The 13700-nt window shown below is 67.4% G+C and carries 14 protein-coding genes; 6 read left to right on the plus strand and 8 right to left on the minus strand.

Going from position 1 to position 13700, the window contains the following annotated elements; all coding sequences use genetic code 11:
* Both gyrA and DEQ67_RS07895 read left to right on the plus strand, forming a co-directional pair.
* Complete coding sequence (gene gyrA, locus DEQ67_RS07890) at positions 1 to 2577, plus strand: DNA gyrase subunit A (protein WP_115891243.1); 2577 nt, start codon at positions 1 to 3, stop codon at positions 2575 to 2577.
* A gap of 100 nt (positions 2578 to 2677) precedes the next feature.
* Entirely contained in the window at positions 2678 to 3094 is a 417-nt protein-coding gene (locus DEQ67_RS07895; protein WP_004041453.1) for a hypothetical protein, read from the plus strand.
* 4 nt (positions 3095 to 3098) lie between these two features.
* Here DEQ67_RS07895 and DEQ67_RS07900 read toward each other — a convergent pair whose 3' ends face one another.
* The 3 genes from DEQ67_RS07900 to DEQ67_RS07910 all read right to left on the minus strand — a co-directional run bounded on the left by DEQ67_RS07900 (position 3099) and on the right by DEQ67_RS07910 (position 5494).
* Entirely contained in the window at positions 3099 to 3569 is a 471-nt protein-coding gene (locus DEQ67_RS07900; RefSeq protein ID WP_004041454.1) for an NUDIX domain-containing protein, read from the minus strand.
* Positions 3569 to 4468, minus strand: coding sequence for an arginase (rocF, locus tag DEQ67_RS07905; protein WP_115802626.1), 900 nt, complete (start codon positions 4466 to 4468; stop codon positions 3569 to 3571). Before rocF ends, DEQ67_RS07900 begins: the two co-directional genes overlap by 1 nt.
* Positions 4469 to 4573: 105 nt before the next feature.
* Positions 4574 to 5494 (minus strand): NAD-dependent epimerase/dehydratase family protein, encoded by a 921-nt coding sequence (locus DEQ67_RS07910; protein ID WP_115802627.1) that lies wholly within the window; start codon positions 5492 to 5494, stop codon positions 4574 to 4576.
* Positions 5495 to 5659: 165 nt separating this feature from the next.
* Between DEQ67_RS07910 and DEQ67_RS07915 the strand changes: the two genes are divergently transcribed.
* The gene (locus DEQ67_RS07915) at positions 5660 to 6193 is read left to right on the plus strand and encodes an Rrf2 family transcriptional regulator (RefSeq protein WP_004063234.1); all 534 of its coding nucleotides are present in this window, start codon (positions 5660 to 5662) and stop codon (positions 6191 to 6193) included.
* Positions 6194 to 6440: 247 nt separating this feature from the next.
* Here the strand turns inward: DEQ67_RS07915 and DEQ67_RS07920 are convergent, their stop codons facing one another.
* From DEQ67_RS07920 to cdd, 4 genes are all read right to left on the minus strand, one after another.
* A complete protein-coding gene (locus DEQ67_RS07920; protein ID WP_004063232.1) occupies positions 6441 to 7634 on the minus strand; it encodes an NAD(P)/FAD-dependent oxidoreductase in 1194 nt (397 codons plus the stop codon).
* A 114-nt stretch (positions 7635 to 7748) separates the two neighbouring features.
* The gene (locus DEQ67_RS07925) at positions 7749 to 8567 is read right to left on the minus strand and encodes a nucleoside phosphorylase (protein ID WP_115802628.1); all 819 of its coding nucleotides are present in this window, start codon (positions 8565 to 8567) and stop codon (positions 7749 to 7751) included.
* 4 nt (positions 8568 to 8571) lie between these two features.
* Positions 8572 to 9771, minus strand: coding sequence for a hypothetical protein (locus DEQ67_RS07930; protein ID WP_115859831.1), 1200 nt, complete (start codon positions 9769 to 9771; stop codon positions 8572 to 8574).
* Position 9772: 1 nt separating this feature from the next.
* Positions 9773 to 10195 (minus strand): cytidine deaminase, encoded by a 423-nt coding sequence (cdd, locus tag DEQ67_RS07935; RefSeq protein ID WP_004041462.1) that lies wholly within the window; start codon positions 10193 to 10195, stop codon positions 9773 to 9775.
* 147 nt (positions 10196 to 10342) lie between these two features.
* On the opposite strand from cdd, the gene DEQ67_RS07940 reads away from it, so the two are divergent.
* Entirely contained in the window at positions 10343 to 10597 is a 255-nt protein-coding gene (locus DEQ67_RS07940; RefSeq protein ID WP_004041464.1) for a DUF7520 family protein, read from the plus strand.
* 96 nt (positions 10598 to 10693) lie between these two features.
* A complete protein-coding gene (locus DEQ67_RS07945) occupies positions 10694 to 10963 on the plus strand; it encodes a hypothetical protein (RefSeq protein WP_004063229.1) in 270 nt (89 codons plus the stop codon).
* A 12-nt stretch (positions 10964 to 10975) separates the two neighbouring features.
* Here the strand turns inward: DEQ67_RS07945 and DEQ67_RS07950 are convergent, their stop codons facing one another.
* A complete protein-coding gene (locus DEQ67_RS07950) occupies positions 10976 to 11557 on the minus strand; it encodes a GNAT family N-acetyltransferase (protein WP_004041468.1) in 582 nt (193 codons plus the stop codon).
* Positions 11558 to 11680: 123 nt separating this feature from the next.
* On the opposite strand from DEQ67_RS07950, the gene DEQ67_RS07955 reads away from it, so the two are divergent.
* Positions 11681 to 13687 (plus strand): AMP-binding protein, encoded by a 2007-nt coding sequence (locus tag DEQ67_RS07955; RefSeq protein ID WP_115859829.1) that lies wholly within the window; start codon positions 11681 to 11683, stop codon positions 13685 to 13687.
* Positions 13688 to 13700: the final 13 nt, after the last annotated feature.

Raw genomic sequence — 13700 nt, forward strand, 5'->3', positions numbered from 1 at the left:
ATGAGTTCTGACGCACCAGATTCGTTCGAACCGGGCGCGGGTATCGCGGCCGAAGTCAAGAACGCGCGCATCGAAGACGAGATGGAGCAGTCGTACATCGACTACGCGATGTCGGTCATCGCGGGGCGGGCGCTGCCCGACGTGCGCGACGGCCTGAAGCCGGTCCACCGGCGCATCCTGTATGCGATGCATCAGGCCGGCGTGACCTCCAACTCGTCGCACCGCAAGTCCTCGTCCATCGTGGGCGAGACGATGGGTGACTACCACCCCCACGGCGACTCCGCCATCTACGACACCCTCGCGCGCATGGCGCAGGACTTCTCCATGCGCTACCCGCTCGTCGACGGCCAGGGTAACTTCGGCTCCGTCGACGGCGACCCGCCGGCCGCGATGCGCTACACGGAGGCGCGGATGTCCCCCATCGCCGAGGAACTCCTCGACGACATCGACAAGGACACCGTCGACTTCCAGTCGAACTACGACGACCGCAAGCAGGAGCCGACGGTGCTGCCGTCGTCGTTCCCGAACCTGCTCGTCAACGGGTCGTCCGGCATCGCGGTCGGGATGTCCACGAACATCCCGCCGCACAACCTCGGTGAGGTCGTCGACGCCACCGTCGAACTCATCGAGAACCCCGACGCGACCGTCGCGGACCTGATGGAACACATCAAGGGGCCGGACTTCCCGACCGGCGCGAACATCGTCGGCCGCAACGCGGTCCACAAGGCGTACAAGACGGGTCGCGGTCGCGTCCGCGTCCGCGCCGACTACGACGTGTTCGAAGAGGAGGGCCGCATCGTCATCAACGAACTCCCGTATCAGGAGAACAAGGCCCGCCTCATCGAGCGCATCGCCGACGACGTGAACGAGGGCAAAATCGAGGGCATCCGCGACATCCGCGACGAGTCCGACCGCGACGGCATCCGCGTCGTCATCGAACTCAAGCGCGGCGCGATGGCCGAGGTCGTCAAGAACCAGCTGCTCGACAACCACCTCGAATCCACGTTCGGCGTCATCAACCTCGCGCTCGTCGACGGACAGCCGCAGGTGCTGACGCTCAAGGAGACGCTCGAACACTACCTCGACCACCGACGCGACGTGGTTCGCCGGCGCTCCGAGTACGAACTCGCCGAGGCCGAAGACCGCGCGCACATCCTCGACGGCCGCCTGAAGGCCCTCGACAACATCGACGACGTGGTCGAGACCATCCGCAACTCCGAGAGCCGCGACGACGCGAAGGCCGCGCTCCGCGGCGAGGTCGAAGTCGAAGTCGACGGTGAACCGCTGCCGACGTTCGACTTCTCCGAGGAGCAGGCGAACCACATCGTCTCGATGCAGCTCGGGTCGCTCACCTCGATGGAGGCGGCCGAAATCGAAGCCGAGTACGAGGACGTGCAGGCGACCATCGAGCGCCTCGAAACCATCCTCGGCGACCAGTCGGAACTCGACGCCGTCATCGAGTCCGAACTGCTCGACATCAAAGACGAGTACGCCGACGACCGGCGGACCTCGTTCGTCGCCAACACCGGCGAGGTCACCCGCGCCGACCTCATCCCCGAGGAGGACGTGGTCGTCGTCGTCAGCGAGGACGACTACATCAAGCGGATGCCGGTCTCCCGGTTCCGCGCCCAGCACCGCGGCGGCAAGGGCATCATCGGGACGGACCTCAAGGAGGGCGACAACGTCTCGTCGGTGTTCGTCACGAACACCCACGACGACCTGCTCTGTTTCACCAACCACGGGCAGGTCTACCAACTCAAGGCCTACCAGGTCCCCGAGATGTCGCGGACCGCCCGCGGGAAGTCGGCGGTCAATCTGCTCGACTTCGACGACGGCGAGGAGATTACGGCCGTCGTCAACTGCGACGACCTCGAAGATATCGAGGGATATCTAACGATGGTGACCCGGAACGGCTACATCAAGCGGACCGGCACCGACCGCTTCCAGAACATCCTCTCGACGGGCATCATCGCCACCAAACTCGACGAGGGCGACGAACTCGTCGACGTGGAGGTCACCGACGGCGAAAGCGACCTCGTCATCGGCACCGAACGGGGAATGTCCATCCGCTTCGACGAGGACGAGGTGCGTGCGATGGGCCGCTCGGCCCGCGGCGTCCGCGGCATCAAACTCGAAGGCGACGACGTGGTCGCCGGCGTAGCAGCCATCGACGAGGACCACCACAGCTGGATTCTCACCGTCACCGAGAACGGCTACGGGAAGCGCACGGACCTCGACGCCTACCGCACGCAGTCCAGAAACGGCAAGGGTCTCATCGACATCAAGGCAAACGAGCGGAACGGCCCGGTCTGCGCCATCAACACCGTCGGCGAGGGCGACCACCTCGTCGTCATGTCCGACGAGGGGCAGATTCTCCGGACCCCCGTCGAGGATATCTCGACGGTCGGCCGCAACACGATGGGCGTCATCGTGATGGACCTCGACGAGGGCGACGCCGTGGCCTCCGTCGACGTGATTCCGGCCGCGATGACGACCGAGGCCGAGGAACTCGACGACGCGGACAGCGTGGAAGAGGACGCGGAAACCGACGCGAAAGCCGACGCGGACGACGAGTAACGGCTCCCCGCGAGACTTTTTTCGCGGACTCCCGCCGGAGAGCCGCGGCTCCGACCGTCGCTCCCCGAAGACATTTATCTCGGCCGGAGGTCCTACCGGTATGAGCGTGCGACCGCGGTCGAGAATCGTCGGCGTCTCGGCGCTCGCGTTCGTCGTCGTCCTCGGCGGCCTGACCGCGCTTCGGGCGTGGAACCTCGAACCGCCGACGGCCGTGCAGTCGCTCGTCGTCGACGCGGGCGCGGTACTGGTCGTCGCCGGCGTCGCGGCACACGTCGCCCGCGGCGAGAATATCGGCACGCGCGCCGGCGAGGGTATCGTGCTCGCCTTCGGCCCGTGTCTCGGCTTCGCGGCCAACCTGTTCGTCCCGGTTTCGACGATGGAGTCGCCGCTGTGGGTCGCGTACCCGCTCGTCGCCGGCGCGGCGCTCGCGCTCGCCGTCGGTGGGGTCGGCGCGGCCGTCGGCTACGTCGTCCGAGTCGTGCGAAAAAACGGGACCGCCATCGGTCGAACCTCGTAGTCGGCTACTTCTCCACGTCCGAGGGTTCTCTGGTCAGGTCGTAGGTGTAGTGTCGCGGCTTGCGGTCCCGGAGCCAGTCGCGGAGCGGTTCGACCCGCGGCCGGTAGGTGAGCGTCGACCCGAGGGCGGTCAGCGGGAGGAACTTCGCCGCCTCGATTTCGTCGTCGGGGTCGCTCGGCGACGGCGTCGGATCGTCGGCGACGGGCGTCGCGTGGTAGAACCGCTGGAGATAGATGCGGTGGTCCGGAGCGCGAATCTCGCTCGTGAAGGCGAGCGACTGGATTTCGACTTCGACGCCGGTCTCCTCTGCGGCCTCGCGGGCGGCGGTCTCGAAGAAGAACTCACCGGGTTCGGAGCCGCCTTTCGGCAGTCCCCAGCGGTCCTTCTCGTAGACCGCGAGCACGGAGTTCTCCCGGAGGACGACGACGCCGGCGGCGAGGTCGTGCGGCGCGGGGGCTTCTCTCGGCGTCGACATCAGAGGATGCGCTTGCCGAAGGCGCTTGCGGCGAGTTCGGTCGCGAGCGTCGCGGTCTCGTTGTGCTCGTCGAGGATGGGGTTGACCTCCACGAGTTCGAACGAGCGCATGGCTTCCGAGCGGGCGACGAGTTCCATCGCCGCGTGGGCCTCGCGGTAGGTCACGCCGCCGCGGACGGGCGTCCCGACGCCGGGGGCCTCGCGGGGGTCGAGCCAGTCGAGGTCGAGGCTGACGTGGACGCCGTCGGTGCCGTCGGTCGCCACGTCGAGGGCGTCGTTCGTCACCGCGGTGACGCCCCGCTCGTCGATATCCGACATCGTGTACACCGTCACGTCGCTGTCGCGAATCGCCTCGGCCTCCGCGTCGTCGACGGAGCGCAAGCCGACGATAGCGACGTTCTCCTCTTTGAGGCCGGCGGCGTTCGCCCACTCGACGCCCGCGAAGTCACCGATGCCGAGCGCGGCGGCCAGCGGCATGCCGTGGACGTTGCCGGACGGCGAGGTGCTCGGCGTGTTGAAGTCGCCGTGAGCGTCGAACCAGATGACGCCGATGTCGGCGTCGCGGGCGCTGCCGACCAGCGAGCCGATGGCGATGGAGTGGTCGCCGCCGAGCGCGAGCGGGGTCGTCCCCTCGGCGAGCGCGGTCGAGACGGCGTCGGCGAGGCTCCGCGTCACCTCTTCGACTTCCTTGACGTGCTTCGCGTTCGTCGCCCCGGCGTCGGCGTCCCGCGTCGCGTGGTGCGGCACCGCGAGGTCGCCGGCGTCAGTCGGCGAGACGCCCGCGGACTCCAGTTCCCCCGCGAGTCCAGCGTATCGAATCGCGGAGGGACCCATGTCCACCCCGCGTCGATTGGCACCGTAGTCCGTCGGTGCACCCAGAATTCTGACGTTCCGTTCCATAGATGACCCACTCGTTCGGGCCGTTTAGTGGCATCGGAAAAACACCCTTATTGATAATGCTATCTGTCGCCTCGGGGGAGGCCGTCGTCCGGCGGAACGCACGGGCTACTCGTCGAGATACGGTTCGCAGACGCGCCGGAGGCCCTCCTCGAAGGAGATTTTGGGTTCCCAGCCGGTCGCCTCGCGTATCTTCGTGCAGTCGGCTTTCGTGTCGTGGACGTACACGTCGAGGGGGTTTTCGATGTATTCGGGTTCGACGTCGGTGCCGAGCGCCTCGTTTATCATGTCGACCATCTCGTTGAACGAGTAGCTCTCGCCGGTGCCGAGGTTGTAGATGCCTTGTAGCCGGTGGTCGGCGGCGAGTTCGATGCCGCGAACGATGTCGTCGACGTGGGTGAAATCGCGGGTCTGGGTGCCGTCTCCGAACAGCTCCGGCGACTCGCCGGCCGCGATTTTGTCGGTGAACTGCGCGACCGTGTTGGCGAACTCGCCTTTATGTTCCTCCGCGCCGCCGAAGCCCTGATACACCGAGAAAAACCGGAGCCCGGCCGTCCGCATATCGTAGTGGTGGTGGAAGTACTCCGCGTAGCGCTCCCGGGCGAGTTTCGACGCTTCGTAGCCCGTGCGCGCCTCGACCGGCATCTCTTCCGGCGAGGGCTCGGTCCGCGAGCCGTAAATCGAGGAGGTTGAGGCGTAGACGACGGTGTCACAGCCGTCGTTTCGCGCCTGCTCGACCGTGTTCACGAAGCCTTCGACGTTGACGCGCGCGCCCTTCGTCGGGTTCTCCTCGTGCATCTTGTACGACGACAGCGCCGCCAGATGGAACACCACGTCCACGTCGTCGGTCGGGAGGTCGTCGTCGAGCACGCTCGCGTCGTGGAACTCCACGGCGTCGTCGAGATTCTCGGGCGTGCCGAGGTAGAGGTCGTCGACGGCGACGACCTCGTTTTCGTCGGCGAGATGGTTCGCGAGATTCGAACCGATGAAGCCGGCACCGCCGGTCACGAGGACTCGTTTCCCGTTCATGTGCTACCGGAGTCTCGTGAGCCGTATAGTGCTATCGACAGCATCGAGGCCGAATCGAGGTTCGGAATGAACATTCATGAGTGTGATACGGTTACAAAGTAGACGAACGGCAGATTCGAGGCGTCATCCATCGGATTTAAGGACGTATGTAGCGAACCATTCTCCATGTCATCAATCGAGCTCACGTCGAGTCAGAAAACTATCTTGACTGCACTCATCAACCTCTATCGGGACTCCGAAGACGCCGTAAAAGGTGAGGATATCGCGACCGAAGTCAACCGAAACCCCGGCACCATCCGAAACCAGATGCAGAGCCTGAAGGCGCTCCAGTTGGTCGAGGGCGTCCCCGGTCCGAAGGGCGGTTACAAGCCGACCGCGAACGCCTACGAGGCGCTCGACGTGGACAAGATGGACGAGCCCGCGTTCGTCCCCCTGTTCCACAACGACGAGGAAGTCGAAGGCGTCAACGTCGACGAAATCGACCTCTCCAGCGTCCACCACCCCGAGCTGTGCCGCGCCGAGATTCACGTGCAGGGCTCGGTCCGCGAGTTCCACGAGGGCGACAAGATTCGCGTCGGTCCGACGCCCCTCTCGAAGCTCGTCATCGACGGCACGCTCGACGGCAAGGACGACACGAGCAACATCCTCATCCTCCGCATCGACGACATGCAGGCACCCGTCGGCGAACCCCAGCACTAACCACGCTTTACTTTCCGTCTTTTTCCGGGCACTCTCCGCGCACTCCGACCGGCGGGACCGGCGTTCGGACGGCGAAGCGGTCCGTTCGGCTTGGTGATACGGTTCGCGCCACCGATTGACCCCGGCGAACGGCGACTCGACTCGTCAGTACTCGGGGAGTGCGACAGAGCCGGAGAAATCGAAACCGAGTCGACGAGCGTCGGGCGGCGGGTGCCGCGTCACCCGGCGGTCGGGCGCGTGTTCCGAGTTAGAGGTCGTTCCAGGCGGAGAGCGCGCGCTTCGGCGACGTGACGTCTGCAATCCAGTTCGCGGCGATGCCCTTCTTCAGCGTCCGCGCGAGCGGGCCGCCGAAGACGTTGACGGGGAACTCTCCGAAGACGGGGAACTTCACGCCGTGGGCGACGGCGTCGTGGCCGATGGAGATGACCGTCCCCTTGTCGGTGAACGTCCAGCGCTTGAGCGGCTTGCCGGCGATGGCGCGGGCGATGTTCTCGCCGGCCACGTCAGCGGCGTCCCAGGCGGCCTGCGCCGTCGGCGGCGCGACGTTGTCGGGGCCCTGCTCGACGAGGGCGCAGTCACCGACCGCGAAGACGCGGTCGTCGCTGGTCTGGAAGTCCTCCTCAGCGAAGAAGCGATGGGAGCGCTCGTCCTGTTCGAGCTCCACGTCGGACGCCTCGGGCTGGCCGGTGATGCCGCCGGTCCAGACGAGCACGTCGTAGTCGAGTTCCTCGGGCGCTTCGTCCTCGCCGCCGCCGATGAAGACGGTCTCCTCGTCGACCTTCGAGATGAAGTCGCCGGTGAGGATGTCGATGTCGAGGTCTTCGACGCGACGCCGGAGCGCGCCCTGCAGTTCGGGGTCGTTGCCGGGGAAGATTTCGTCCATCCCCTCGACGAGCTTGATGTCGATGGGCGCGCGGTTCGTGTCGCGGTACTCCGCGACCTCGGCGGCGGTCTGGATGCCGGAGAGACCCGCGCCGCCGATGACGACCTGCGCGGGGTCGTCGCGGGAGGCGTCGGCGGCCGCCTCCTTGATGTCCTGGTGAATCTCGCGGGCGTCGTCGAGACCTTTGAGCTGGTGGGCGAACTCTTCGAGACCCTCGATACCGAAGAAGGCGGTCGAAGAGCCGATGGCGACGAGCAGATAGTCGTAGTCGACGGTGTCGCCGCCTTCGAGCTCGACTGCGCGCTCGTCGACGTCCACGTCGGTCGCGCGACCCTTGACGAACTCCGTCGAGTCGTCTTTGATGTCGTCGACCGGGATGGTGATGCTGGACTCGACGCTCGGGTCGCGGATGCAGCGGTGGACCTCGTGGAGGACGAGGTGGTAGTCGTGTTCGGCGACCCACGTGAGTTGCGCGTCCGGACCGAGCTCTTCTTCGAGGGTTGTAACCGCGCCGGCCCCGGCGTACCCCGAGCCGAGAACGACGACCTGCGTGCTCATGTCGTCGGATGCGCAGTCATCCGATAAAGGGGCTTTGAAACCGTCTCCACAGCCGGGGTAATTTTGGCCGCTACGCCCCCAGAGCGTCGAAATACGGATTCGACGGTTGTCGGATTAGTCGAGACTGAGGCCCGCGTGCCAGCGGTCGACGCCCGCCTCACGCTTGACTTCGTCCATCTTCGCGAGGAGGTGGACCGCGAGGCTGGCGGTCTCGGCCGCGCGCGATTCGCCTTCGGTGCGGAACTCGCCGGTGACGCGGTTCGCGTACACCGAGCAGACGGCCCCCGCGCGGAGGCCGTAGACGTTGGCGATGGTCAGGAGCGCCGCGGCCTCCATCTCGATGTTCTTCACGTTCGCCTCGCGGAGTTCCTCGACCAGCGAGTCGGAGCCGGCGGCGCGGAAGCCCTCGAAGCCGGGGCGACCCTGCCCCGCGTAGAAGGAGTCGGCGCTCATCGTGAGGCCGACGTGGTAGTCGTAGCCGAGTCGTTCCGCGGCCGCGACGAGCGCCGAGACGACCTCGTGGTCGGCGACGGCGGGGTAGTCCTCTCGGACGTACTCCTTGGAGGTGCCCTCCTGTCGGACCGCGCCCGAGGTGATGACGAGGTCGCCCACGCCCATCTCGGGCTGAATCGCGCCGCAGGAGCCGACGCGGATGAAGGTGTCCGCGCCGACGCGGGCGAGTTCCTCCACGGCGATGGCAGCCGAGGGACTCCCGATGCCCGTCGAGGTAACCGAAATCGGCGTCCCGTCGTAGCTGCCCGTGGCGGTCCGGTACTCGCGGTGGGAGGCCTTCTCCTCGTGGTCGTCCCACAGCGCCGTCACCTTGTCCACGCGCTCGGGGTTCCCCGGGAGCAACACCGCGTCGGCGAGGTCCGCGGGACCGACTTCGAGGTGGTACTGGACCTCGTCGTTCGGGTCCTCACTGTCGTTCATGGCACTACTCGCGGGCCACCGATGGAAATTCTTGCGTTCTCCGAGGGGTCATCGCGGGCGTCGTCGCGTTTCCCGCCGTCTCGCCCGCGAGACCGCGCCACGCCCGGTCGTCGGCGGGGTCGCCGTCGCGGAACGGCGGCGGGAGGTCGGCTCTCTCGTCGGCCGCAAACAGGTAGCCGAGTCCCGCGCCGACGTACCAGTCGACCAGCGACGGGGCGAGGTCGGCGTCCACGACGAGGTCGCCGCCGGTGTACCACTCCAGCGCCGCGTCGTCGTCGGCGTCGACGCCGGTCCGCCGCCAGCGCACGCCAGAGCCGCCGTCGCGGAACGCCGACACCGAGAGCGTCACGTCCGCCATCTCGGGGTTGGAGACGCGTTCGAACGAGAGGTTCGCGGGCGCGACGCCGTCGGCCCCGCCCTCGTAGTACGACAGCGCGTGGTCGATTTCGGCCTCGTGGGTCGCCCGCTCGCCGGGCGAGACGTTCGAGAGGTCGACGTGGACCGCGACGGTTCGCTCGCGGAAGGGCGACTCCCGCTCGGCGGCGTCCGGTTCCGGCAGTCGCGTCGTCTCGACGCGCTCGGACAGCACGGGAAACGCGTCGGCGTCGTCGTGGGTCAGCCCGAGTAGGTGGCCGAACTCGTGTTTCAGAACCATCTGGGTCGTCTCGTCGTCGTAGCCGGCGGCGACGACCACCGTGACCGGCTCCGTCGGCGCGGTCGGGTCGTCGCCGTCCAAGAGGGGCGCACAGCCGACCGCGTCCGCGCCGGCGTCGTCGCCGCAGCCGTCGATTCGCTCGACGACCGAGACGGTCACGTCCGGGTCCGAACTGTTCGGTCTCACGACGAACGCCGGGTCGTAGGCGACCGCCGACGCGTTCGCCCGCCAGTAGTCGACCGCCGATTCGACGAGCGAGGCGTAGTCGCGACCGTCCGCGGGCGCGTCGACGCCGACGACGACGGGCGCGTGCCCCCACGGGTTGTCGGCGGTGTCGGCGGGGCGCGTCTCCGACGCCGACGACCCGGTTCCGCCGACGGCGGCCGAGACGGCTCCGTCGTCGCCGTCGCTCGCGTCGGCCGACGGGGCACCGAGAGCAGCGTCTACGACCGGCGGTGACGGCGATGAGGACGTACACCCCGAGAGTACCACGAGCAGGACGAGCGCGAGCGCGAGCGGGGCGATTCCGCGGTCGGCGGCGGGCGACACGTTACTCGTCGGCGTCGCGCTTCGCCGCGGCGGCTTCCAGCGTGTCCAGCGAGATGGTGTTCGGGAGGAGTTCGCCCAGCGTGTACTCGGCCACGTCGTCGCCGCCGAGGTCGCAGACGACCGGGAGGTCCTCGTCGCAGAACTCCGCGAGCGTCTGGCGGCACATCCCGCAGGGGGTGACGCCGTCGCGCGCCCCCGAGGTGACGACGAGGCGGTCGAACTCGGTGTGGCCGTTCTTCACGGCCTCCGCGACGGCGACTTCCTCGGCGTGGAGGCTGTTGGAGTAGTTCGCGTTCTCGATGTTACAGCCGACGTAGACCTCGCCGTCGGCGGTCCTGAGCGCCGCTCCGACGGTGTACTCAGAGTAGGGAACGTAGGCGTTGTCGAGCGCTTCGCGGGCGCGTTCGACGAGTGCTTCGGGCATTGGGCGCTCATTCGCGTGGGGTGGCTTAGTTCGTTCGGCTCCCCGAGACTGTCGCCTCGGCCGGCAGACGCTGGCGGCGGCTCCGCGGGGCACCGCCAATCGCGTCGTCCCGCAAGCGACTATACGGCGCGGCCCTAACGCGGCGTCGTGAACGACACATCCGGCGGACGACGAATCCTGCTCCTCGTCGGCGCGAGCGTCGTAGTCATCTCGGGCATCCTCGGCCTCTTCATCGGTGAGAACGGCGGCCAAGTCGCCGCCGAGATATCGCTGTTCGGCGTCCTCTCGCTGCCGACAAGTCCCCTCGCCTTCAGCCTCTACGGGATGGTGCTCTCGGCCGCTCTCCTCGGGGTGCTGTTCGGACTCGTCGAGTACGCCTCGCGCGTGGAGAACGCGCGGTAAGTCGGCGTCGCTCGCCGCGGACGCGGGGGCGTATCGACCGTGGAACCCCGACCGGAAGGCGGACCGTTTTTGCTCGTCGGGCCCCGACGGACCCGCATGGACGCGCCCTCGTCGACCTCGACCTCGGACGCCTCGGCCGGCGACGCCTCACCCGGCCCGCTCCCGGAAGAGACGGGCGGCAAGAACCGCAAGCGCGCCGCGCTGGCGACCGCGCCGTTCCTCGCGCTCGGACTGGCCGACGTGGTACTCATCCTCCTGCAAGGGCTCGAACCGCTCTGGGGCTTCGCCATCCTCCCGCCGATTCTGTTTTGTAGCGTGCTGACCTGGATCGTCTTCAGCACCGACTTCCTCGACGACCGGACCTGAGTCGGACCCGGCTCAGCGCCGGAGATTCGTCGAGTACTTCGTCGGCGTCTCCTCGTCGTAGCCGAAGTCCTCGGCGGTCAGTTCGGGTTCGGCGTCCCCGGCGCTCGCGGGCGCGGCGGCCTTGAACCGCTCGCGGAGGCGCTCGGGCATCGAAAACGCCTCGCGGTCGAGTCGGAGCGCGATGGCGTCGCCGTCGGCTTCCCTGACCCGGTCGAGTCGCTGCCGCGGCCCCTCGGGGAGGTCCTCGGCGTCGACCGCCTCGAAGCCGAACTGCGCGCAGTAGCCGTGGTCCGAGGTGAAGCCGTAGACGGTGTCGAAGTCTTCGGCGGCGGCGCGGTCGACCAGTCGCTCGACGACGTGCGCGCCGACGCCCTGTCCGCGCCACCGCTCCGAGACGCCGACGCAGGTGAGTTCGCAGAACGGCTCGTCGGTCTTGTGGACCCGGATGCGCCCGAAGCCCGCCTTCTCGCCGGACTCCTCGTCGAGCGCGATGACGTAATCGCGGGACCGGAAGGAGCCGTCGTCGAGTCCGAGTTCGTCCAGCGAGTCGAGCAACCAGACCTCGTCTCGGTTCTTCGCGTCTCGGACGTACATGTCTACCCCTAGCACACCGGCCGACAAAAACGCCTCGGGCCGGGCCGCCGATGGCCGTCGCGTCCGTCGAACCCAACGAAAGAACAGTAAAGATTCATGGTTCCGGTCGCGGTAGCTCGGTTCATGGACGTACCCGACACCGACACCGTGGTGCACGAACCGGACCCGGCGTTCGTCGAGGACGCCAACGTCACCCGCTTCATGCGGGAACACGACATCGAGGACTACGACGAGCTCATCGAGCGAACGACGACCGAGGTGCCGGGCGTCGGTGCCTCGGGCGTCGAGTGGTTCTGGGACGAGCTCGTCGACTACCTCGACGTCGAGTTCTACGAGGAGTACGACGCGGTCCGCGACGACTCGGAGGGGCCGCAGTTCTCCCGCTGGTACCCCGGCGGCGAGATAAACGTCGCCCACAACACCCTCGACCGCCACGCCGCGGTCGGTTCCGGGAACCGGAACCGCGTCGCCTGCATCTGGGAGGGCGAAGGCGGCGAGGTCGTCCAGCGGACCTACCACGACCTCTACCGCGAGGCCAACCGCGTCGCCAACGTCCTCGAATCGTACGGCGTCGAGACCGGCGACACCGTCGGGCTCTACATGCCGATGGTCCCCGAGGTCATCTCTATCCTCTACGGCTGTTTCAAGGTCGGCGCGGTAGCCGTCCCCATCTTCTCCGGCTTCGGCGTCGACGCCACCGCGACCCGCCTCGAAGACCCCGAGTGCTCGGTGCTTTTCACCGCCGACGGCTTCTACCGCCGCGGCTCCGAGGTCCGACTGAAACCGACCGCCGACGAGGCCATCGAGGAAGCGGGCTGCGTCGAGAACGTCGTCGTCTACCGGCGGTTCGGTGACGAGGGCGATGAGAGCGACGCCGACGTGCCGTGGACCGAGGGCCGCGACGAGTGGTGGGGCGACACCGTCGGCGCGGCCGACTCCGAGTACGAGACCAAACGCCTGCCGTCGGACGCCGAGTCGATGCTGCTGTACTCCTCGGGAACGACCGGCAAGCCGAAAGGCATCGTCCACACCCACGCGGGCGTCCAGATGCAGACCGCCAAGGAGATTCACTTCGGCTTCGACCAGAAGCCCGAAGACCGCTTCTTCTGGGTCTCCGACATCGGCTGGATGATGGGCCCGTGGACGCTCATCGGGAACCACACCTTCGCCGGCACCATCTTCATGTACGAGGGCGCGCCCGACTACCCGAACCCGGACCGCTTCTGGGAGATGATAGAGCGCCACCGCATCACCACCTTCGGCATCTCGCCGACGGCCATCCGAGCCCTGCGGAAGTACGGCGACGAGGAGGTCGAGAAACACGACCTGTCGAGCCTCCGCCTGCTCGGGTCGACCGGCGAGCCGTGGGACCCCGAGTCGTGGCAGTGGTTCTACGAACACGTCGGCGGCGGCGACGCCCCCATCATCAACATCTCCGGCGGCACCGAAATCTGCGGCTGTTTCCTCATGCCGATGCCGACCCAACCGCTCAAGCCCTGCTCGCTCGGCGGCCCCGGCCTCGGGATGGATATCGACATCGTGGACTCCTCGGGCGAGTCCATCGCCGACAGCCACGAGCGGGGCTTCCTCGTCGCCCGCGACTCCTGCCCGTCGATGACCAAGAGCCTCTGGGAGGGCGACGACCGCTACCTCGACACCTACTGGTCGTCGTGGGACGACCTCTGGGACCACGGCGACTGGGCGCAGAAAGACGAAGACGGCTTTTGGTTCCTCCACGGCCGCGCCGACGACGCGCTCAACGTGGCCGGCCGCAAGGTCGGCCCCGCCGAGGTCGAAGGCGCGCTCATCGAACACGACGCGGTGAACCAGGCCGCCGCGGTCGGCGTCCCCGACGATACCACCGGAACGGCCGTCGTCGCTTACGTCGTCCTGGAAGACGGTATCGACGAGAACGACGACCTCCGCGAGGAGCTTCGGGGCGTCGTCGGCGACGAGTTGGGCAAGCCGTTCCGCCCACGGGAAATCCTGTTCGTCGACGAGTTCCCGAAGACGCAGTCGGGCAAAATCATCCGCCGCGCCATCGCCTCCATCTACGCGGGCGAGGACCTCGGCGACATGAGCAGTATCGAGAATCCCGAGTCGCTCGAAAAGATAGAAAACGCGTCCTGAAGCGGTTTTTCCG

Origin of the sequence: Haloferax sp. Atlit-48N (assembly GCF_003383015.2) — an archaeon.
Lineage (GTDB): Archaea > Halobacteriota > Halobacteria > Halobacteriales > Haloferacaceae > Haloferax > Haloferax volcanii.

What these genes read in the sequence shown, in the direction of transcription:
- cdd (WP_004041462.1), bottom strand. Translation starts at nt 10,195, where the DNA reads ATGCCCGAAGCACTCGTCGAACGCGCCCGCGAAGCGCTCGACAACGCC.
- DEQ67_RS07945 (WP_004063229.1), top strand. Translation starts at nt 10,694, where the DNA reads ATGGACGCGCCCTCGTCGACCTCGACCTCGGACGCCTCGGCCGGCGAC.
- DEQ67_RS07900 (WP_004041454.1), bottom strand. Translation starts at nt 3,569, where the DNA reads ATGTCGACGCCGAGAGAAGCCCCCGCGCCGCACGACCTCGCCGCCGGC.
- DEQ67_RS07950 (WP_004041468.1), bottom strand. Translation starts at nt 11,557, where the DNA reads ATGTACGTCCGAGACGCGAAGAACCGAGACGAGGTCTGGTTGCTCGAC.
- DEQ67_RS07910 (WP_115802627.1), bottom strand. Translation starts at nt 5,494, where the DNA reads ATGAACGGGAAACGAGTCCTCGTGACCGGCGGTGCCGGCTTCATCGGT.
- DEQ67_RS07955 (WP_115859829.1), top strand. Translation starts at nt 11,681, where the DNA reads ATGGACGTACCCGACACCGACACCGTGGTGCACGAACCGGACCCGGCG.
- DEQ67_RS07895 (WP_004041453.1), top strand. Translation starts at nt 2,678, where the DNA reads ATGAGCGTGCGACCGCGGTCGAGAATCGTCGGCGTCTCGGCGCTCGCG.
- DEQ67_RS07925 (WP_115802628.1), bottom strand. Translation starts at nt 8,567, where the DNA reads ATGAACGACAGTGAGGACCCGAACGACGAGGTCCAGTACCACCTCGAA.
- rocF (WP_115802626.1), bottom strand. Translation starts at nt 4,468, where the DNA reads ATGGAACGGAACGTCAGAATTCTGGGTGCACCGACGGACTACGGTGCC.
- DEQ67_RS07920 (WP_004063232.1), bottom strand. Translation starts at nt 7,634, where the DNA reads ATGAGCACGCAGGTCGTCGTTCTCGGCTCGGGGTACGCCGGGGCCGGC.
- DEQ67_RS07915 (WP_004063234.1), top strand. Translation starts at nt 5,660, where the DNA reads ATGTCATCAATCGAGCTCACGTCGAGTCAGAAAACTATCTTGACTGCA.
- gyrA (WP_115891243.1), top strand. Translation starts at nt 1, where the DNA reads ATGAGTTCTGACGCACCAGATTCGTTCGAACCGGGCGCGGGTATCGCG.